Genomic DNA, 18,940 nt, shown 5'->3' with positions numbered 1-18,940 from the left:
GGAAACAGGTAGTTTCATCTGCCCGAACACGGTTTGAAACTTTCCCTTGCCACCCACCCCCCAAACCCTTATACGGCGGCATCCTGCGATCTCCCGGCGTTGTCGGGCGATTCGTATGTCTATCATTCATCCACCAGGTCAAAGGTGACCCTGTAAGGGGGCCTTCTGGTGTTTTGAGCAAAGGAAAAGGCGATGAACGCCCAAGAACTGCGTGACAAGACCCCGGACCAGCTCCGCGAGGAACTGGCCAACCTGAAGAAAGAAAGCTTTAACCTGCGCTTTCAACAGGCAACCGGTCAGCTGGAAAACACAGCCGGCATCAAAGCGGCCCGCCGCAATGCTGCCCGTGTCAAAACCATTCTGAACGAAAAGGCCGCTGCTGCGGCATCCGAGGAGTAATCAGATGCCCAAGCGTATCCTGCAAGGCACCGTGACCAGCGACGCCAACGAACAGACCGTAACCGTATCCGTCGAGCGCCGCTTTACGCATCCGGTTCTGAAGAAAACCATCCGTAAGTCCAAGAAATACAGGGCTCACGATGAAAAGAACGCCTTCAAGGTCGGCGACACCGTACGCATCATCGAATGCGCGCCGAAATCGAAGACGAAACGTTGGGAAGTTCTGGAAGCGTAAGCTTCCGGGATTTTTCCATTTGTCGAAACCCTGGGGGATTTAACGAGACCAGCCCCCACAGGTCGGGAGAAACCACATGATCCAGATGCAGACCAATCTGGATGTCGCTGACAACTCCGGCGCACGCCGAGTTCAGTGCATCAAGGTCCTGGGTGGTTCCAAGCGTAAATACGCCTCCGTCGGCGACATCATTGTCGTCTCGGTGAAGGAAGCCATCCCGCGCGGCCGCGTAAAGAAAGGTGACGTCCGTAAGGCCGTCGTCGTACGCACCGCCAAGGAAGTCCGTCGCGAAGACGGCACCGCGATCCGTTTCGATCGCAACGCCGCCGTCATCCTGAACAACAACAACGAGCCCGTAGGTACCCGTATCTTTGGCCCCGTTGTTCGCGAACTGCGCGGCAAGAACTTCATGAAAATCATCTCGCTGGCTCCGGAGGTGCTGTAATCATGGCTGCTAAACTCCGCAAAGGCGACAAGGTCGTCGTGCTGGCCGGCAAGGACAAGGGCAAAGAGGGGACTATCACCTCGGTTGACCCTAAAGCCGGTAAAGCTGTTGTCGATGGCATCAACATCGCCATCCGCCACACCCGTCAGTCGCAAACCTCGCAAGGTGGTCGCCTGCCTCAGGCAAACCCGATCGAGCTGTCGAACCTGGCACTGCTGGACAAAAACGGCAAAGCAACCCGCGTTGGCTTCCGCATGGAAGGCGACAAGAAAGTGCGCTTCGCCAAGACCACAGGGGACTTGATCGATGCTTGATACCGCAACCTACACCCCGCGTCTGAAAGCTCAGTACGCCGAAACCATCCGTGCCGCTCTGAAAGAAGAGTTCGGCTATAAGAACGACATGCAGCTGCCCAAGCTGGAAAAAATCGTTCTGAACATCGGTTGTGGTGCTGAGGCCGTCAAAGACTCGAAAAAAGCGAAAGCTGCTGTCGAAGATCTGACTGCGATTGCTGGCCAGAAGGCCGTTGCAACCAAGGCGAAGAAGTCGATCGCGGGTTTCCGCGTTCGTGAAGACATGCCGCTGGGTGCGAAAGTGACCCTGCGCGGCGACCGGATGTACGAATTCCTGGATCGTCTGATCACCATCGCGATGCCTCGCGTTCGTGACTTCCGCGGTGTGAAGCCGTCTTTCGATGGTCGTGGCAACTTTGCCATGGGCATGAAAGAGCACATCGTGTTCCCGGAAATCGACTTCGACAAGGTCGACGAGGTCTGGGGCCTGGATATCGTAATTGCCACCACAGCGAAAACCGACGCTGAAGCAAAGGCATTGTTGAAAGCATTCAACATGCCGTTCAACGCATAAGCGCCGGGAGGATTGAGACATGGCTAAAAAAGCAATGATCGAACGCGAGAAGAAGCGCGAACGCCTGGTGGCCAAATATGCCGCAAAGCGTGCCGAGCTGAAAGAAATCGCGAATGACGAGAGCAAGCCGATGGAAGAGCGTTTCAAAGCGCGTCTGAAACTGGCGAAACTGCCGCGCAACAGCTCGGCTACCCGTCTGCACAACCGTTGTCAGCTGACCGGTCGTCCCCACGCTTACTACCGTAAGCTGAAGGTCAGCCGTATCGCGCTGCGCGAGCTGGGTTCTGCTGGTCAGATCCCCGGCATGGTGAAATCGAGCTGGTAAGGGAGACATAGATATGAATGATCCTATCGGCGATATGCTCACCCGTATCCGCAACGCGCAAATGCGCGGCAAGTCCACCGTTTCCACCCCGGCTTCCAAGCTGCGCGGCTGGGTTCTGGACGTGCTGGCGGACGAAGGTTACATCCGTGGCTACGAAGCGACGACCGGTGAAAACGGTCATCCGGCCATCGAAATCAGCCTGAAATACTACGAAGGCACCCCTGTTATTCGCGAACTCAAGCGGGTTTCCAAGCCTGGCCGTCGCGTCTACATGGGCGTCAATGACATCCCGCAGGTCCGTCAGGGTCTGGGTGTGTCGATTGTCAGCACTCCGAAAGGTGTGATGTCGGATGCAAACGCTCGCTCCAACAATGTTGGCGGCGAAGTGCTCTGCACCGTCTTCTAAGGAGGTCTGCAATGTCTCGTATTGGTAAAAAACCGGTCGAGCTGCCCAGCGGCGTTACCGCCTCTGTGTCGGGTCAGACCATCGAAGTGAAAGGTCCGAAAGGCACCCGTAGCTTCACCGCCACCGACGACGTTACGTTGTCGGTTGAAGACAACGTGGTCAAGATCGATCCCCGTGGCATGTCCAAGCGTGCGCGTCAGCAGTGGGGCATGAGCCGCACCATGGTCGCCAATCTGGTTGAAGGCGTAACAAACGGCTTCAAAAAAGAGCTGGAGATCCAGGGTGTTGGCTACCGGGCTCAGATGCAGGGCAACACCCTGAAGCTGAACCTGGGTTACAGCCACGATGTTGATTTCACTGCTCCGGAAGGTGTCACCATCACCGCGCCGAAGCAGACCGAGATCGTTGTGGAAGGTATCGACCAGCAGCAGGTGGGCGAAGTCGCGGCCAAAATCCGCGAATGGCGCCGTCCCGAGCCGTACAAAGGCAAGGGCATCCGCTATAAGGGCGAGTTCATCTTCCGCAAAGAAGGCAAGAAGAAGTAAGGACGCAAACAATGGCAAACAGCAAAAGAACCCTGTTTCTGAAGCGCCGCCTGCGCGTTCGGAACAAACTTCGCAAGGTCAACGCGGGTCGTCCGCGTCTGTCCGTACACCGTTCGAACAAGAACATCTCTGTTCAGCTGATCGACGACGTACGTGGCGTGACCCTGGCCGCAGCCTCGACCCTGGAAAAGGATCTGGGCGTTGTGGGCAAGAACAACGTCGAAGCGGCCACCAAAGTGGGCGCGGCCATCGCCGAGCGCGCCAAAAAGGCAGGCGTCGAAGAGGCCTATTTCGATCGTGGCGGCTTCCTGTTCCACGGCAAGGTGAAGGCTCTGGCCGACGCCGCGCGTGAAGGTGGTCTGAAGATCTAAGACTTGCGGGCAGCTTTGCGGCTGCCCCGATGATCCGGGGGCCTCGGCGACAGTCGGGGCTCACTTGGATTGAACTAAACGGCGCCGCATGCGCCACATGAGAAAAGGGATGCCAAATGGCAGAACGTGAAAACCGTCGGGGCCGTGGCCGCGATCGTGAAGAAGCGCCGGAATTTGCAGATCGTCTGGTCGCAATCAACCGCGTGTCGAAAACCGTAAAAGGTGGTAAGCGCTTTGGCTTCGCCGCTCTGGTGGTTGTCGGTGATCAGAAAGGCCGCGTCGGCTTTGGCAAAGGTAAAGCGAAAGAAGTACCTGAGGCCATCCGCAAGGCGACTGAACAGGCCAAGCGTCAGATGATCCGCGTGCAACTGCGCGAAGGTCGGACCCTGCACCACGACATCGAAGGCCGTCACGGCGCCGGTAAAGTGGTTATGCGCACCGCACCTGAAGGTACTGGTATCATCGCCGGTGGTCCGATGCGTGCCGTGTTCGAAATGCTGGGCGTGAAGGACGTTGTGTCCAAATCGCTGGGCTCGCAGAACCCGTACAACATGATCCGCGCCACCATCAACGGCCTGCAGAAAGAGCAGAGCCCGCGTTCGGTTGCTGCACGTCGTGGCAAAAAGGTTGCTGACATCCTGCCCAAGCGGGACGAAGCACCGGCTGCTGCTGAAGCAGAAGCATAAGGAGAGCGACCCATGGCAAAAACCATCGTCGTCAAGCAGATCGGCTCCCCGATCCGCCGCCCCGCCGAACAGCGCGCAACCCTGATCGGCCTGGGCCTGAACAAGATGAACCGCACCCGCGAACTGGAAGACACACCTTCGATCCGCGGCATGGTCAACAAGATCCCGCATCTGGTTGAGATCATCGAAGAGCGCGGCTAAGCGCGAGTTCTTTGAAGTAATTGAAGCGCCCTCGACGATGTCGGGGGCGTTTTTTTTCTACCAATCAGACGGATGTGAGTCGCGCACGGCCTTTTCGTTACTAAAGCTGTCGCGAGAGCGGATTTCCAAAACTCCATTAGAAAGAAAACGCACAGGTGGGATTGGCAGGTTCTCAGGTGCTGGGCCGGCTCTGACGCGCCCTGCCGAGTCGTATCTGCCTCCATGTGATGGGCAGTTAATCCAATAAGGTTCGTCTCCAAAGGGCTGAGTTGCCGGGAAGGTTATGAAATTCAAATGCGTGCAAATGGGACGATATACCAACCAGCGCCCATCTTCTCCGAATGATCGATTTTCATCTGTCGCTGGGGCATCTGCACGAAGATTTGCATTTCGTGCAAATTTGTCAGGCAACTCACTCAGTGGTGTTGAGCGTGCAGCGTCGACTTCTTTTTGGGTCCGATATCTGACAGTAACCGGACCGTCCCGAAACTTGATGAGCATTTGCTGACCCGGAGTTAGCCCATTTAGATCAACTTTGGTAATCTCAATGGGTTGAGAACGTCCATACCGTTCACTCCAAGTTTGGGAAGATACGGTTTGGCCTCGTAAAGCCAGGCAGGTTGCGCCGCCAAAAACCAGAAAATCTCTGCGTATCATAAGGCGATCCCCCCAATATCAAACATCAATATCATCATTCGAAAGCGTTTGAAAATGCGCTGCTAAGGTTTCACCGCCATTCACCAAACGCATACCGGCTAGACCAAAACACGCGTTGTTAGCGGTATCTAATGCTCCTATCTGAGCCTGGTCCACAAAGGAACAAATGGAAACGCCCAGGGAATACGCCCTGGAACAGAAAGGAAATTAGATATGGCACATACAGCTACACTGACTCATGGCGGCTTCAACCTGAGCGCTCGCATCGAGAGCTTTGTTGAGCGCGTAAAAGAGAACCGCGCCCGCGCTGCGGAATACAGCCGCACTTATCGCGAATTGCAAAGCCTGAGCAACCGCGAGCTGGACGATATCGGCGTTCGCCGTTGTGATATCGCAGATATTGCACGCGACCACGCATATTGCGCGTAACACCCCAACACTCACCGTTGAAGGGGCGCCATTTCGGCGCCTCTTTTGGTTTTGGCAATTGTGATGGATCAAACCTTGCAACCAAAGCCGCAACGCTGTAGAGCGCTCCGGTGGATTTCCATCCACGAGAATCAAAACCAAGAAACGCCGTGGTTGGCCCATCACGCTTCGGGGGTCACATCCGGCTTAGGAGAAGCGATATGAAACTGCATGAATTGCGCGACAATCCTGGCGCTAGCCCGAAACGCACCCGCGTTGGCCGTGGTCCCGGTTCCGGCAAAGGTAAAATGGGTGGCCGTGGTATCAAAGGCCAGAAATCCCGTTCGGGTGTGGCCATCAATGGCTATGAAGGCGGCCAGATGCCGCTGTACCAACGTCTGCCTAAGCGTGGCTTTAACAAGCCGAACCGCAAGGAATTCGCGGTTATCAATCTGGGCCTGATCCAGAAGTTCGTCGACGCCGGCAAGCTGGACGCCAAGGCTGCGATCACCGAGGATGCGCTGGTTGCATCCGGTCTGGTCCGCCGCAAGCTGGACGGTGTCCGCGTTCTGGCCAAAGGTGAAATCACCGCCAAGCTGAACCTGGAAGTCACCGGCGCTTCGAAAGCTGCGGTTGAAGCAGTTGAAAAAGCGGGCGGTTCACTTCAGGTCACAAAAGCTGCTGCGGCAGAGTAAGCGCTTGTGAGCGGGCAAAGACCCGCTTACATAGAGCACTAAGTTTTCCCAGACGCCGCCCGAGCCGGAAAACGGTTCCGGGCGGCGTTTACATAAGAGAGACCGATTTATGGTATCAGCAGCAGAACAAATGGCAGCCAACACAAGCTGGGCTGCTCTTGGCAAAGCCACCGATCTGCGCAACCGCATCCTGTTCACATTGGGTTTGCTGATCGTCTATCGTCTGGGCACCTTTATCCCGGTGCCGGGGATCGACGGGCAAGCGCTGCGTGAGTTCATGGAGCAAGCGGGGCAGGGCATCGGCGGCATGGTTTCGATGTTCACCGGCGGGGCGCTGGGGCGGATGGGTATTTTTGCCCTCGGCATCATGCCCTATATCTCGGCCTCGATCATCGTGCAGCTGCTGACCTCGATGGTTCCCGCGCTTGAGCAACTCAAGAAAGAGGGCGAGCAAGGGCGCAAGAAGATCAACCAATACACCCGTTTCGGTACCGTGGCTCTGGCCACCGTTCAGGCTTATGGTCTGGCGGTTTCGTTGGAATCGGGCGATCTTGCGACCGATCCGGGCATGTTCTTCCGTATGTCGACCATGATCACTTTGGTCGGCGGCACCATGTTCCTGATGTGGCTGGGCGAGCAGATCACCGCACGCGGCATCGGCAACGGTATCTCTCTGATCATCTTCGTCGGCATCATCGCCGAGGTTCCCGCAGCTCTGGCGCAGTTCTTCGCTTCGGGCCGCAGCGGTGCGATCAGCCCCGCCGTGATCGTGGGTGTGATCATCATGGTCATCGCCGTGATCACCTTTGTGGTGTTCATGGAGCGGGCCCTGCGCAAGATCCATATCCAATACCCGCGCCGTCAGGCTGGTATGAAAGTCTACGAAGGCGGCTCCAGCCACCTGCCGGTCAAAGTGAACCCGGCGGGTGTGATCCCTGCGATCTTTGCAAGCTCGCTGCTGTTGCTGCCGGTAACGATCTCGACCTTCTCGTCGGGCGCCACAAATGGCCCGGTGATGTCGTGGCTGCTGGCCAACTTCGGCCCCGGACAGCCGCTTTATCTGCTGTTCTTCGCGTCGATGATCGTGTTCTTCGCCTATTTCTACACGTTCAACGTGTCGTTCAAGCCGGACGATGTGGCGGACAACCTGAAAAAGCAGAACGGTTTTGTACCGGGTATCCGTCCGGGCAAGAAAACCGCCGAGTATCTGGAATACGTGGTCAACCGCGTGCTGGTGCTGGGTTCGGCCTATCTGGCGGCCGTTTGTCTGCTGCCTGAAATCCTGCGGGGCCAGTTTGCCATCCCGTTCTATTTCGGCGGCACCTCGGTTCTGATTATCGTTTCCGTGACCATGGACACGATCCAACAGGTCCAGAGCCATCTACTGGCGCATCAATACGAAGGGCTGATTGAAAAGTCCCAGCTGCGCGGCAAAGGCAAGAAACGCGGCAGAAAGGGAGCTGCTCGTCGATGAACATCATTCTTCTCGGCCCCCCGGGGGCAGGCAAAGGAACGCAGGCGCGTCACCTGGTTGAAACCCGCGGTATGGTGCAACTCAGCACCGGAGACATGCTGCGCGAGGCGAAAACCTCGGGCACGGAAATGGGCCAGAAGGTTGCTGCGATCATGGACGCGGGCAAGCTGGTCACCGATGAGATCGTGATCGGCTTGATCGAAGAGAAACTGACCACCGAAAAAGGCGCCGGTTTCATCTTTGACGGCTTCCCCCGGACGCTGGCGCAGGCCGACGCGTTGTCGGCTCTGCTGACCAAGCTGGGCCAGTCGCTGCATACGGTGATCGAGATGCGTGTGGACGATGACGCGCTGGTGGACCGGATCACGGCGCGGTCAACCTGCGGCGGATGTGGTGAGGTCTATAACGACAACACCAAGCCGATTCCTGCGGATGGCAAATGCACCAATTGCGGCAAGGAAAATGACTTTGTCCGTCGCGCCGACGACAACGAAGACAGCCTGCGCACGCGGTTGATGGAATACTATAAAAAGACCTCTCCGCTGATTGGTTACTACTACGCCAAAGGCGATCTGCGTCCGGTGAACGGGCTGGCGGATATCAAGGAAGTTACGGCGTCGATTGAAGCTGTTTTGGGGTGATGCAGTCGACGACTGTTCCGGTTCCTGAAGATCTTGAAGAAGCATTCGAAAGATATGGAGAGCTTATAAAGGCGGAAAGCACTACGTTCAGGCAACGAACCTTGCCTGCTATTTGTGTGTTTACGGCTATCTTTATGTTTGGTCCGATACTCGGTTTCTTTCCACCGCTCAAATCGACAATATCGGTTGCCATCTTATTTTCTCTTCCATTCCTTGCTTTTAGATTTTTTGGAGGGAAACTCAGTGCAGAGCGTGAAGAGATACAGTGTAAATTTTCGGATCAAGGCCTCCGGATTTGCCACGATATGTCGCATCGGGTCGATGTGGTGAGGGAATGAAATTCCAACCTCACTTTGTATGGCTTGACGATCCTCTTAAAAGTCTCTACGCACCCCCATCCCTAAAGGGAATCAAGACCGCATGCGGGATTCGTCCCAATTGCCCCGACCACCTCGAATAATACTGGACCCTCTGGCGTCACTGCCACGGTCAAGTGTTGTGAAAAAAGGTTCCGGAGTTACGGAACCGCAACAAAAAGGAAAGTGACACGTGGCACGTATTGCCGGCGTAAACATCCCGACTGCAAAGCGGGTACCAATCGCCCTCACATATATCACCGGTATCGGAAACACCTCGGCCAAAGCGATCTGCGAAGCCGTAGGCATCGAAGCGCACCGTCGCGTCAATGAACTGTCCGACGCCGAAGTTCTGGCCATCCGCGAGCACATCGATGCAAACTTCACCGTCGAAGGTGACCTGCGTCGTGAAGTTCAGATGAACGTCAAGCGCCTGATGGACCTGGGCTGCTATCGCGGTCTGCGTCACCGCCGCAACCTGCCGGTTCGCGGTCAGCGTACCCACACCAATGCTCGTACCCGCAAAGGCCCCGCAAAGGCCATTGCCGGTAAGAAGAAATAAGGGAGGGTCTGACCGATGGCACGTGATAAGACTCGCGTTAAGCGCAAAGAGCGTAAGAACATCGCATCGGGCGTTGCCCATGTGAACTCGACCTTCAACAACACCAAGATCCTGATCTCGGACGTACAGGGCAACGCCATCTCGTGGTCGTCTGCCGGTACCATGGGCTTCAAGGGATCGCGGAAATCGACCCCCTACGCCGCTCAGATGGCTGCAGAAGATGCAGGCAAAAAGGCGCAGGAACATGGCGTCAAGACGCTGGAAGTCGAAGTTCAGGGCCCCGGTTCGGGTCGTGAATCGGCTCTGCGTGCGCTGGCTGCAGTGGGCTTCAACATCACGTCGATCCGCGACGTGACCCCGATCGCTCACAACGGCTGCCGTCCGCCGAAGCGTCGTCGCGTCTAAGCGATTTTGAATTAAGCTGGGGCTGTGTTTTTGCACGGCCCCAGCACGTCATTTTGAACCTCGGGCGTCTGCACCTTGTTGGTCATGGGGCGCGGACAGGAATGGAGGGATTACATGATCCATAAGAATTGGGCAGAATTGATCAAGCCGACCCAGCTTGACGGCAAGCCGGGCAACGACCCTGCACGTCAGGCAACCCTGGTTGCCGAGCCGCTGGAGCGTGGCTTTGGTCTGACCCTGGGTAACGCGCTGCGCCGCGTTCTGATGAGCTCGCTGCAAGGCGCGGCCATCACCAGCGTTCAGATCGATAACGTCCTGCACGAGTTCTCCTCGGTCGCGGGCGTACGTGAAGACGTCACCGACATCATCCTGAACCTCAAAGGCGTTTCGCTGCGCATGGAAGTCGAAGGCCCCAAGCGCCTGTCGATCAATGCCAAAGGCCCCGCAGTTGTCACCGCTGGCGACATCAGCGAAAGCGCTGGCATCGAGGTTCTGAACCGCGATCACGTCATCTGCCACCTGGACGATGGCGCGGACCTGTTCATGGAACTGACCGTCAACACCGGCAAAGGTTACGTCTCGGCTGAGAAGAACAAGCCCGAAGACGCACCCATTGGCCTGATCCCGATCGACGCGATCTATTCGCCGGTCAAAAAGGTTGCCTATGACGTTCAGCCGACCCGTGAAGGTCAGGTTCTGGACTATGACAAGCTGACCCTGAAAATCGACACCGACGGTTCGATCACGCCCGAGGATGCGCTGGCCTTTGCTGCTCGCATCTTGCAGGATCAGCTGTCGATCTTCGTCAACTTCGATGAGCCAGAATCGGCTGGCCGCCAGGACGAAGACGATGGTCTGGAGTTCAACCCGCTGCTGCTGAAGAAAGTGGACGAGCTGGAACTGTCGGTCCGTTCGGCAAACTGCCTGAAGAACGACAACATCGTTTACATCGGCGATCTGATTCAGAAGACCGAAGCCGAGATGCTGCGCACTCCGAACTTCGGCCGCAAGTCGCTGAACGAGATCAAGGAAGTGCTGTCCGGCATGGGTCTGCACCTCGGCATGGATGTCGAGGACTGGCCGCCTGACAACATCGAAGATCTGGCCAAGAAATTCGAAGACGCGTTCTAAGCGCGTCTTCACAAATGCCCGGGCTGCCGGGGACCATATGGGCACTTCCGCCCCAAGGAGAGCCGGTGACACGCATCGCCGGCCAGACAAAGCAAAACGCGAAAGAAGGAACTAGAAAATGCGTCACGCACGTGGTTATCGCCGCCTGAACCGTACTCATGAGCACCGCAAAGCTCTGTTTGCAAACATGGCTGGCTCGCTCATCGAGCATGAGCAAATCAAAACAACTCTGCCCAAGGCAAAAGAACTGCGCCCGATCGTTGAAAAACTGATCACTCTGGGCAAGCGCGGCGACCTGCACGCCCGCCGTCAGGCCGCAGCACAGCTGAAAGAAGACAAAGACGTCGCCAAGCTGTTCGAAGTTCTGGGCCCTCGTTACGCCGAGCGTCAGGGCGGTTATGTCCGTATCCTAAAAGCAGGCTTCCGCTATGGCGACATGGCACCGATGGCGATCATCGAATTCGTTGACCGCGACATCGACGCCAAAGGCGCAGCCGACAAAGCTCGTGTTGCCGCTGAAGAGGCCGCAGACGAAGAATAAGCCTTGGCTATATCTGAGTTTCAGCCCCCGCGTCGCAGACGCGGGGGTTTTCTTTTGCTCCGTGTGACAATCCAAGGCGGTCTAAATTTAATTGCTTTCGGCTTTCAGAATACCATCCGCCGAGGCTCCCGCGGACAAATTGGCGTCAGAGAAATCCTCTGTCTCTGGCAGTTCCAGATGAAGAGACGACGTGTGATCGATTTCGATCTTTCCCCGGGTCAATGTGTAATCAAGTACGTGCCCACCGGTGGTCCGGTCGTCAGAGATGAAATGCAAGTGGTAACCCGGTACGCCGATCCCGACTGCGTAGTCAGGGCAGCGGAACCCGAGAATAGTTCCCTCCACGTTTTCCAATTCAAACTCGGCCTGCGTTTTGACCACTTCCAGCAAAGGTTTGTATGGCCGTTCCTGTTTCAACACGTTTCGATACCTAATGTGTTTGATCAATCCGGTGAAACGAACCGCATAAAACAGGTTCTTTGCATCGGCCATGTCATCCAAACCCTCCTCGAAACCGGATTTGTTAATCGGAGAATCCAACGCGAGCGAAATCGTTGGTTCAAAGTCAATGACGGCTGCGTATGGTGTCAGCGCGCCGTTATCCGCAATTGTCGCTTTGCCTTCCCCATCCAGGCGATAAGCGACACCATCCAGCACCACCATTTCTCCGTCCAGGGCGTTGAAGGTACCGAGACCGAAATCTCCGTGTTCCAGCAGCTGACCGATGGAAACAGTCCCGTCATAGACTCCCTGCATGACGGCACTCAGTAGTGAGGCCTGGTAATACTCGTGGGCGTGCTCTTCCCGCACAAAGCTCTTATTTTGATGATGAGAGGCAAGGGCCGTTGCAAAGATCAATTCCCGGTCTTTGTGCATGGTCGTTCCCTCTGATTGGATTCAGCGCCAAGTCCAACACATAGCACAATTCCCTGTGAAACTTTTGCAACGCTTTGCGAAGCCATAATGCTCAAGCAGGATATTTGTGCGAATAGCTCAAAAGAAAGCGGTAGGTCCTCAGCATTGTCGAAGGCAGCGGGTTATGTCGCTTGCAATCTTTGCATCGGCCCCGCATATCCGGTTGGCGATATTGCCGGAGGGCCGATGATGCTAAGACTATTGTGTTCCCTAGTATTGCTGATGGGCGCAATACCGGCAGCCGCGGAGACGCAGGTACCAAAAAGCCAGACCGAAATCAGCCTCGGGTTCGCCCCTGTCGTAAAGCAGGCTGCCCCGGCGGTTGTGAACATCTACGCCAAGATTGTGCGCGAAGGGCGGGCAAATCCACTGTTTTCTGACCCGTTCTTTCAGGACTTCTTTGGCCGTGGATTTGGGACGCCACGCCCCCGTGTGCAGAATTCGCTCGGCTCTGGCGTGATCCTCACTGGTGATGGGTATGTGGTGTCAAACTACCACGTTGTGGGGATGGCATCGGAAATTCAGGTCGTGACTACCGACCGTCGTGAATTCACTGCCGAAGTCGTTCTGGGTGACAAAGAAAGCGACATTGCAATCTTGCGGCTGAATGAGGCAAGCGATCTGCCGTTCCTGCAGATGCGCGATTCCGATCAGGTTGAAGTAGGAGAGCTGACGCTGGCGATTGGCAACCCCTTCGGCGTTGGCCAAACTGTTTCGTCAGGTATTATTTCAGGGCTGGCGCGCACAGGAACCGCAACCGGAAACGCAAGAGGGTACTTCATTCAAACCGATGCGGCGATAAACCCGGGCAATTCCGGTGGCGCGCTGATCGATGTGAATGGTGATCTGATTGGTATCAATACTTCAATCCTGACCCGCTCGGGCGGGTCGAACGGTATCGGCTTTGCCATTCCGGCCAATTTGGTAGCCGAATTCCTGCGGCAGGCGCAGTCTGGAAACGAAAGCTTCGTAAGTCCTTGGGCAGGAATGGCCGGTCAACACATGAGCGCGGACATAGCCGAGTCTCTGGGTATGGCCATCCCTCTAGGTGTGGTGATTTCTGACTTGCATGAACTGAGTCCGCTGGCAGAAGCGGGTCTGCGGGTCGGTGACGTTGTCACTCATGTCGACGGAGACGAGGTGAATTCTCCGGCCGAGATGAAATTTCGCATGGCTGTTGCCGGGGTAGGTGGAAAGTCGGTCCTGACTCGGCTGCGGGGCGAAGACCGCTCGGATATTGAAGTGGCGCTGATCAAACCGCCTGAAACGCCTGCGGCGGATGAGACTACGCTGGACGAGGATACGGTCATGCCAGGTCTGATCGTTTCGGGTGTAAATCCGGCGGTGATCGTAAAGCTTGGCTTGTCGCTGTCTCAGACCGGCGTCGTAGTGGTTGATCCGAACCGCTATGGCGGCCGCGCAGGATTGCGTGTGGGCGATGTCGTAAAAGGTATCAACGGAACCAGAACCGAGACACCGGAGGATATCGTTCAGGCCCTGACCGATCCGGGTCGCCGGGTACAGATGGAGATTGAGCGGGGAAGCCGGTCAATCTCATTGCGGTTTCGGTTGTGATCCGTGAGTGACTTGTTCGATACCGGTTCTGCGGAACCAACCGCTTCGCCGCACAGGCCGCTTGCGGATCGCTTGCGCCCACAATCCCTGTCTGAGGTGATCGGGCAAGAGCAGGTTTTGGGACCAGATGCGCCATTGGGGGTGATGCTCGCGTCAGGTAGCCTGTCCAGCCTGATCTTCTGGGGCCCGCCGGGTGTGGGAAAGACAACCATTGCCCGGTTGCTGGCGCAGGAAACCGATCTGCATTTCGTGCAGATCAGCGCGATTTTTACCGGTGTGCCGGATCTGAAGAAGGTATTTGAGGCTGCTAAAATCCGTCGTCAGAACGGGCAGGGCACCTTGTTATTTGTTGACGAAATCCATCGTTTTAACAAAGCGCAACAGGACGGGTTTCTGCCGCATATGGAGGACGGCACGATCCTCCTGGTTGGCGCGACGACCGAAAACCCTTCCTTCGAGTTGAACGCGGCGGTACTCAGCCGGTCTCAGGTGCTGGTTCTGGAACGCCTTAGCCTTGCTGATCTTGAGCGTTTGACACAACGCGCCGAGAATGAGCTTGACCGCGCCTTGCCGCTAACGTCTGCCGCCCGCGAAGCGCTGCAGGAGATGGCAGATGGCGACGGTCGCGCACTACTGAACCTGATTGAACAGGTTGCTGCTTGGAAGGTGGACGCCGATCTGGATCCGGATGCATTGTCGACGCGCCTGATGCGACGGGCCGCAAAATACGACAAATCGGGGGATGAGCATTACAATCTGATCTCGGCCCTGCACAAATCGGTGCGCGGATCGGACCCTGACGCGGCGCTGTATTGGTTTGCGCGGATGCTGACCGGCGGCGAAGACCCGCGCTATCTGGCGCGGAGGATCACGCGGATGGCGGTTGAAGATATCGGTTTGGCCGATCCTCAGGCGCAATCGATCTGCCTGCACAGTTGGGAAACCTATGAACGGCTGGGCTCGCCCGAGGGCGAGTTGGCGCTGGCGCAGGCGTTGGTGTATCTGGCACTCGCTCCGAAATCGAACGGGGCCTATGTGGGGTATAAGGCGGCGATGCGGCTGGCCAAGCAATCGGGCAGTGAACCGCCACCCAAACATATCCTGAACGCTCCGACATCGCTGATGAAGGATCAGGGATATGGTGCAGGGTATGCCTATGACCACGATGCCGAAGATGGGTTCTCGGGTCAGAACTATTTCCCGGATGATATGAAGCGCCCGGTTCTCTATCAGCCGGTAGAGCGTGGTTTTGAGCGCGAGCTGAAAAAACGGCTGGAATACTTCGCCAAGCTGAGAACGCAACGCAATCAGGGCTAGACTTGACTCTGCACCCGATGCGCGCGACAGACGCGCATGATTTCTAAGGCACTGAAACAAGCACAATCCGGGCGGATCAGCCGTGCGGAACAAGGGGCAATGGCATGAGCGGCGTACAGGTGATCACCGTAGCAGAGGGCGATGGCGACCAGCGGCTGGATCGTTGGCTGCGCCGCCTGTTTCCTCATGTCAGCCAGGGCCGGATCGAGAAGATGTGCCGCAAGGGTGAACTGCGCGTAGATGGCGGTCGGGTCAAGGCCTCGACGCGGCTAGAGGTCGGGCAGTCCGTGCGTGTGCCGCCGCTGCCAGACGCCGACCATAAGCCCGCTGTCGTAAAGCATCGTGTTTCGGACGCTGACTCAAAGATGATCCAGTCTTGCGTGATTTATAAAGACGATCACGTGCTGGCGCTGAACAAGCCGCATGGGCTGCCGGTTCAAGGTGGCAGTGGTCAGACCCGCCATGTGGATAGCCTGTCTGAGGCATTGCGCTTTGGGTATGACGAGAACCCGCGCCTTGTGCATCGGCTGGACAAAGACACCTCGGGCGTACTGCTGTTGGCCCGCACGCGCGAGGCTGCCAAGGGGCTGACCGCTGCGTTCCGGCATCGTAACACCCAAAAGATCTATTGGGCGCTGGTAGCTGGTGTTCCAACTCCGTACCTGGGCGAAATCAAGACCGGGCTGGTCAAGGCACCGGGGCATGGTAAGCATGGCGAAGGCGAGAAGATGATCGCTGTTCATCCGAGCGAGGTGAACGATACGCCCGGCGCAAAACGCGCACATACGCTCTATGCAACGCTCTATCGCGTTGCAGGGCGAGCCGCCTGGGTCGCGATGGAGCCGGTGACCGGGCGGACCCATCAGCTGCGCGCACATATGGCGGCGATCGGCCACCCGATCATTGGCGATGGGAAATATGGCGGCTCGGGGCAGGAAAACCTCGGCGATGGCTGGGGCGCGCAGTTGGGAGGTATCATCAGCAAAAAGCTGCATCTCCACGCCCGCAGCCTTTCCTTTGAACACCCGATGACCCGCAAACCCATCTCGCTTACGGCGCCTTTACCGGATCATATGAAACACAGCTGGGATACGCTGGGCTGGACCGAAGACCTCGCTGCAGATGATCCGTTTGAGGAGTTGCGATGAACGCTCCATTGCGGCTGGTCCTGTTTGATGTGGATGGCACTCTGGTCGATAGTCAGGGTGCCATTGTTTCGGCAATGACTGCCTGTTTTCAGGCGCAGTCACTGCCGGTCCCGGATCGTGACGCCATCCTGTCCATCGTCGGTTTATCTCTGCCCCATGCAATGGCGCGTCTGGCAGCAGATCAGTCCGGGCGGATACAAAGCGCATTGGTTGACGGATATAAGCAGGCCTATCACGCGCAAAGGTTGGAGCAGGGCGCCGCAAGCTCGCCGCTTTATCCCGGTGCGCGCCAAGTGATTGAGGCTCTTCACGCTCAGCCCGAGGTTCTTTTGGGAGTGGCCACAGGCAAATCTCAGCGCGGGCTTGATGCGCTGCTTGAAGGGCATGGGTTGCAGCAGCATTTCATTACTCGTCAGGTTGCAGATCACCACCCGTCCAAGCCGCACCCGTCGATGATAGAAACAGCTTTGGCTGAAACGGGCGTGCCGGCTGCGCAAGCCGTCATGGTGGGCGACACCAGCTTTGACATGGATATGGCCGCAGCCGCGCAAGTTGCCGGGATCGGTGTCAGCTGGGGTTATCACGATCGTCGGGCACTGACGACCGCAACACATGTGATCGAAACATTCGAAGAATTGCCAGGCGCACTGGCCAAGATCTGGGGCTAAAGAGATGAGCGACTGGAAACCCAAACGCTTCTGGACGACAAGTACGGTCGTTGAGACCGACGGGGGCTATACGGTTGAACTGGATGGTCGGCGGGTCAAAACGCCCGCCAAGGCTGCGCTGGACCTGCCCACGCGCGCCATGGCCGAGGCCGTTGCACGGGAATGGGATGCGCAGGAAAAGGAAATCGATCCGACCACGATGCCATTCACCCGTTCGGCCAATGCGGCGATTGACAAGGTGCGGCACCAGCATGGTGAGGTTGCCGATATGCTGGCCGATTACGGCGACTCGGATCTGCTGTGTTATCGGGCGACCCATCCCGAAACGTTGCAGCAGCGGCAGTCCGAGGCCTGGGATCCTGCATTGGATTGGGCTGCGGACGCGCTGGGCGCGCGGTTGATCCCGCGTGCAGGGGTGGTGCATCAACCGCAAGCTGCCGAGGTGCTGCAAGGCCTGCGTGACCGGGTGCATGGACTGAATGTGTTCCAACTGGCGGCGTTTCATGACCTCGTTAGCCTGTCGGGATCATTGATTCTTGGTTTCGCGGCAGCTCAGAATTGGCGCAAACCGGACGAGATATGGCGCATTTCTCGACTGGACGAGCTTTGGCAGATCGAACAATGGGGCCACGACGATGAGGCACATGCCGCCGCCGAAGTGAAACGGGCCGCCTTTCTGCACGCAAAGCAGTTCTTTGACCTCTCGTTCTGAGACGGATTCTCGTCAAATCGTGAATTTGTGTCCGATTCTGCCCGAAAAGACCTATCGTTTTCCCTGATCCAGCCCTTGACGTTTGTTGATGAATACGCCCAAACTCGGGCCACTAAAGGGGAGACACCTTTTGGGTAACCTTTCTGGCGCCTATGCGCCGGATCGAACCGTTCCATTCAGGGATGGAAAATCAGGAAGAGGTAAAAATGAAAAAATCCGTAATTTTGGGCGTGGCAACCATTGCCGGCCTGGCTGCTGGCGCGGCTGCAGCGGGTACCGTTGACGACGTGAAAGCCCGCGGCAAGCTGAACTGCGGCGTTGCAACCGGCGTACCCGGCTTTGCCAGCCCCGATGCCAATGGTGAATGGCAGGGTTTTGACGTGGCCGTATGCCGCGCGGTAGCCGCTGCCGTTCTGGACGACCCAAGCGCCGTTGAGTTCATCCCGACCACCGGTAAAACACGTTTCACCGCGCTGGCTTCGGGCGAGATTGACATGCTGGCCCGTAACACCACGTGGACCTTCAGCCGCGACGTCGACCTGAAGTTCGAATTCGTCGGCATCAACTACTACGATGGTCAGGGTTTCATGGTTCCCAAGGCACTGGGCGTCAGCTCGGCCAAGGAACTGGACGGTGCAACCGTTTGTATCCAGACCGGCACCACCACCGAGCTTAACCTGGCGGATTTCTTCCGCATCAACAACATGAGCTACGAGCCGGTTCCGATCGAAACCAACGCCGAAGCGCAGCAGCAGTATCTGGCTGGTGCCTGTGACGTTTACACCACCGACGCATCGGGTCTGGCTGCTACGCGCGCCACCTTTGAAAACGCAGGCGACCACGTGATCCTGCCCGAAATCATCTCGAAAGAGCCGCTGGGCCCGCTGGTCCGTCATGGCGATCACGAGTGGGGCGATGTGGTCCGCTGGACCCTGAACGCACTGATCGCAGCGGAAGAGCTGGGTGTAACCTCGGCGAACATCGACGAGATGTCCAGCGGTGCCACCGACAACCCAGAGGTAAACCGCCTGTTGGGTACCGAAGGTACGCTGGGTGAGATGCTGGGTCTGGACGCGAACTGGGCACAGCGCGCGATCAAAGTCGGCGGTAACTACGGCGAAGTGTTTGCCAAGAACATCGGCGAGGAAACCCCGATCGGTCTGGCACGCGGCCTGAACGCACAGTGGACCGATGGTGGCCTGCTGTACGCACCGCCTTTCCGCTAAGATCCACGGAAAAGGGCGCGGGGGAACCC

Annotated in this window: 28 protein-coding genes; 26 read left to right on the top strand and 2 right to left on the bottom strand. The window is 57.2% G+C overall.

Features of this window, described 5'->3' with window-relative positions; all coding sequences use genetic code 11:
* The first annotated feature begins 192 nt into the window (after window positions 1-192).
* From rpmC to rpmD, 11 genes are all read left to right on the top strand, one after another.
* On the top strand, window positions 193-399 hold the full coding sequence (rpmC, locus tag ACR0DK_RS04455; protein WP_010437082.1) for a 50S ribosomal protein L29: 207 nt from the start codon (window positions 193-195) through the stop codon (window positions 397-399).
* Window positions 400-403: 4 nt separating this feature from the next.
* Entirely contained in the window at window positions 404-634 is a 231-nt protein-coding gene (rpsQ, locus tag ACR0DK_RS04450) for a 30S ribosomal protein S17 (protein WP_068340771.1), read from the top strand.
* Window positions 635-710: 76 nt separating this feature from the next.
* Window positions 711-1,079, top strand: coding sequence for a 50S ribosomal protein L14 (rplN, locus tag ACR0DK_RS04445; protein WP_008757934.1), 369 nt, complete (start codon window positions 711-713; stop codon window positions 1,077-1,079).
* 2 nt (window positions 1,080-1,081) lie between these two features.
* Window positions 1,082-1,393 carry a 50S ribosomal protein L24 gene (gene rplX / locus ACR0DK_RS04440; RefSeq protein WP_223117091.1) on the top strand — a complete coding sequence of 104 codons (312 nt, stop codon included), beginning with the start codon at window positions 1,082-1,084 and terminating at the stop codon, window positions 1,391-1,393.
* Complete coding sequence (gene rplE, locus ACR0DK_RS04435; RefSeq protein ID WP_170544316.1) at window positions 1,386-1,946, top strand: 50S ribosomal protein L5; 561 nt, start codon at window positions 1,386-1,388, stop codon at window positions 1,944-1,946. The genes rplX and rplE overlap by 8 nt, the downstream gene beginning before the upstream one ends.
* A gap of 19 nt (window positions 1,947-1,965) precedes the next feature.
* Window positions 1,966-2,271 carry a 30S ribosomal protein S14 gene (gene rpsN / locus ACR0DK_RS04430; protein ID WP_010437098.1) on the top strand — a complete coding sequence of 102 codons (306 nt, stop codon included), beginning with the start codon at window positions 1,966-1,968 and terminating at the stop codon, window positions 2,269-2,271.
* Between the two features lie 13 nt (window positions 2,272-2,284).
* Window positions 2,285-2,677, top strand: a complete 393-nt coding sequence (rpsH, locus tag ACR0DK_RS04425; protein WP_010437099.1) for a 30S ribosomal protein S8 — start codon at window positions 2,285-2,287, stop codon at window positions 2,675-2,677.
* 11 nt (window positions 2,678-2,688) lie between these two features.
* Window positions 2,689-3,222: a 50S ribosomal protein L6 gene (gene rplF / locus ACR0DK_RS04420; protein WP_170392896.1), complete on the top strand. Its 534-nt coding sequence runs from the start codon at window positions 2,689-2,691 to the stop codon at window positions 3,220-3,222.
* Between the two features lie 11 nt (window positions 3,223-3,233).
* A complete protein-coding gene (gene rplR / locus ACR0DK_RS04415; protein ID WP_170392895.1) occupies window positions 3,234-3,593 on the top strand; it encodes a 50S ribosomal protein L18 in 360 nt (119 codons plus the stop codon).
* A 116-nt stretch (window positions 3,594-3,709) separates the two neighbouring features.
* Entirely contained in the window at window positions 3,710-4,279 is a 570-nt protein-coding gene (gene rpsE, locus ACR0DK_RS04410) for a 30S ribosomal protein S5 (protein WP_155148691.1), read from the top strand.
* A 12-nt stretch (window positions 4,280-4,291) separates the two neighbouring features.
* Entirely contained in the window at window positions 4,292-4,480 is a 189-nt protein-coding gene (gene rpmD / locus ACR0DK_RS04405) for a 50S ribosomal protein L30 (protein ID WP_170392894.1), read from the top strand.
* Window positions 4,481-4,537: 57 nt separating this feature from the next.
* On the opposite strand, the gene petA is transcribed toward rpmD, so the two are convergent.
* Complete coding sequence (petA, locus tag ACR0DK_RS04400; protein ID WP_170819042.1) at window positions 4,538-5,137, bottom strand: ubiquinol-cytochrome c reductase iron-sulfur subunit; 600 nt, start codon at window positions 5,135-5,137, stop codon at window positions 4,538-4,540.
* 213 nt (window positions 5,138-5,350) lie between these two features.
* Between petA and ACR0DK_RS04395 the strand changes: the two genes are divergently transcribed.
* From ACR0DK_RS04395 to rplQ, 9 genes are all read left to right on the top strand, one after another.
* A complete protein-coding gene (locus tag ACR0DK_RS04395; protein ID WP_170392892.1) occupies window positions 5,351-5,566 on the top strand; it encodes a DUF1127 domain-containing protein in 216 nt (71 codons plus the stop codon).
* A 200-nt stretch (window positions 5,567-5,766) separates the two neighbouring features.
* Window positions 5,767-6,240: a 50S ribosomal protein L15 gene (gene rplO / locus ACR0DK_RS04390; RefSeq protein ID WP_170392891.1), complete on the top strand. Its 474-nt coding sequence runs from the start codon at window positions 5,767-5,769 to the stop codon at window positions 6,238-6,240.
* Between the two features lie 109 nt (window positions 6,241-6,349).
* The gene (gene secY / locus ACR0DK_RS04385) at window positions 6,350-7,714 is read left to right on the top strand and encodes a preprotein translocase subunit SecY (RefSeq protein WP_170392890.1); all 1,365 of its coding nucleotides are present in this window, start codon (window positions 6,350-6,352) and stop codon (window positions 7,712-7,714) included.
* Complete coding sequence (locus ACR0DK_RS04380) at window positions 7,711-8,355, top strand: adenylate kinase (RefSeq protein ID WP_170424551.1); 645 nt, start codon at window positions 7,711-7,713, stop codon at window positions 8,353-8,355. The genes secY and ACR0DK_RS04380 overlap by 4 nt, the downstream gene beginning before the upstream one ends.
* On the top strand, window positions 8,355-8,693 hold the full coding sequence (locus ACR0DK_RS04375) for a hypothetical protein (protein ID WP_223117090.1): 339 nt from the start codon (window positions 8,355-8,357) through the stop codon (window positions 8,691-8,693). The genes ACR0DK_RS04380 and ACR0DK_RS04375 overlap by 1 nt, the downstream gene beginning before the upstream one ends.
* A gap of 211 nt (window positions 8,694-8,904) precedes the next feature.
* Window positions 8,905-9,273 carry a 30S ribosomal protein S13 gene (gene rpsM / locus ACR0DK_RS04370; RefSeq protein ID WP_008757392.1) on the top strand — a complete coding sequence of 123 codons (369 nt, stop codon included), beginning with the start codon at window positions 8,905-8,907 and terminating at the stop codon, window positions 9,271-9,273.
* Between the two features lie 15 nt (window positions 9,274-9,288).
* Window positions 9,289-9,678 carry a 30S ribosomal protein S11 gene (rpsK, locus tag ACR0DK_RS04365; RefSeq protein WP_008757289.1) on the top strand — a complete coding sequence of 130 codons (390 nt, stop codon included), beginning with the start codon at window positions 9,289-9,291 and terminating at the stop codon, window positions 9,676-9,678.
* A 114-nt stretch (window positions 9,679-9,792) separates the two neighbouring features.
* Window positions 9,793-10,809 carry a DNA-directed RNA polymerase subunit alpha gene (locus ACR0DK_RS04360; protein WP_010437127.1) on the top strand — a complete coding sequence of 339 codons (1,017 nt, stop codon included), beginning with the start codon at window positions 9,793-9,795 and terminating at the stop codon, window positions 10,807-10,809.
* 118 nt (window positions 10,810-10,927) lie between these two features.
* Window positions 10,928-11,350, top strand: coding sequence for a 50S ribosomal protein L17 (rplQ, locus tag ACR0DK_RS04355; protein ID WP_170392888.1), 423 nt, complete (start codon window positions 10,928-10,930; stop codon window positions 11,348-11,350).
* A gap of 87 nt (window positions 11,351-11,437) precedes the next feature.
* Here the strand turns inward: rplQ and budA are convergent, their stop codons facing one another.
* The gene (budA, locus tag ACR0DK_RS04350; protein WP_480734916.1) at window positions 11,438-12,226 is read right to left on the bottom strand and encodes an acetolactate decarboxylase; all 789 of its coding nucleotides are present in this window, start codon (window positions 12,224-12,226) and stop codon (window positions 11,438-11,440) included.
* Between the two features lie 228 nt (window positions 12,227-12,454).
* Here budA and ACR0DK_RS04345 point away from each other — a divergent pair, with 228 nt between their 5' ends.
* From ACR0DK_RS04345 to ACR0DK_RS04320, 6 genes are all read left to right on the top strand, one after another.
* Window positions 12,455-13,840, top strand: coding sequence for a trypsin-like peptidase domain-containing protein (locus ACR0DK_RS04345; protein ID WP_480735691.1), 1,386 nt, complete (start codon window positions 12,455-12,457; stop codon window positions 13,838-13,840).
* A gap of 3 nt (window positions 13,841-13,843) precedes the next feature.
* Complete coding sequence (locus ACR0DK_RS04340; protein ID WP_480734914.1) at window positions 13,844-15,157, top strand: replication-associated recombination protein A; 1,314 nt, start codon at window positions 13,844-13,846, stop codon at window positions 15,155-15,157.
* Between the two features lie 104 nt (window positions 15,158-15,261).
* A complete protein-coding gene (locus ACR0DK_RS04335) occupies window positions 15,262-16,305 on the top strand; it encodes an RluA family pseudouridine synthase (protein WP_170508752.1) in 1,044 nt (347 codons plus the stop codon).
* Window positions 16,302-16,973: an HAD-IA family hydrolase gene (locus tag ACR0DK_RS04330; RefSeq protein WP_480734912.1), complete on the top strand. Its 672-nt coding sequence runs from the start codon at window positions 16,302-16,304 to the stop codon at window positions 16,971-16,973. The genes ACR0DK_RS04335 and ACR0DK_RS04330 overlap by 4 nt, the downstream gene beginning before the upstream one ends.
* Before the next feature lie 4 nt (window positions 16,974-16,977).
* Complete coding sequence (locus ACR0DK_RS04325) at window positions 16,978-17,685, top strand: ATP12 family chaperone protein (RefSeq protein WP_480734909.1); 708 nt, start codon at window positions 16,978-16,980, stop codon at window positions 17,683-17,685.
* A 206-nt stretch (window positions 17,686-17,891) separates the two neighbouring features.
* Window positions 17,892-18,911, top strand: a complete 1,020-nt coding sequence (locus ACR0DK_RS04320; protein WP_170392882.1) for an amino acid ABC transporter substrate-binding protein — start codon at window positions 17,892-17,894, stop codon at window positions 18,909-18,911.
* Window positions 18,912-18,940: the final 29 nt, after the last annotated feature.

The sequence above is a fragment of the Ruegeria sp. CE6 genome, assembly GCF_056537485.1.
The sequence above is the reverse complement of the archived record's forward strand: the minus strand, read 5'-3'. Positions and strand labels throughout refer to the sequence as shown.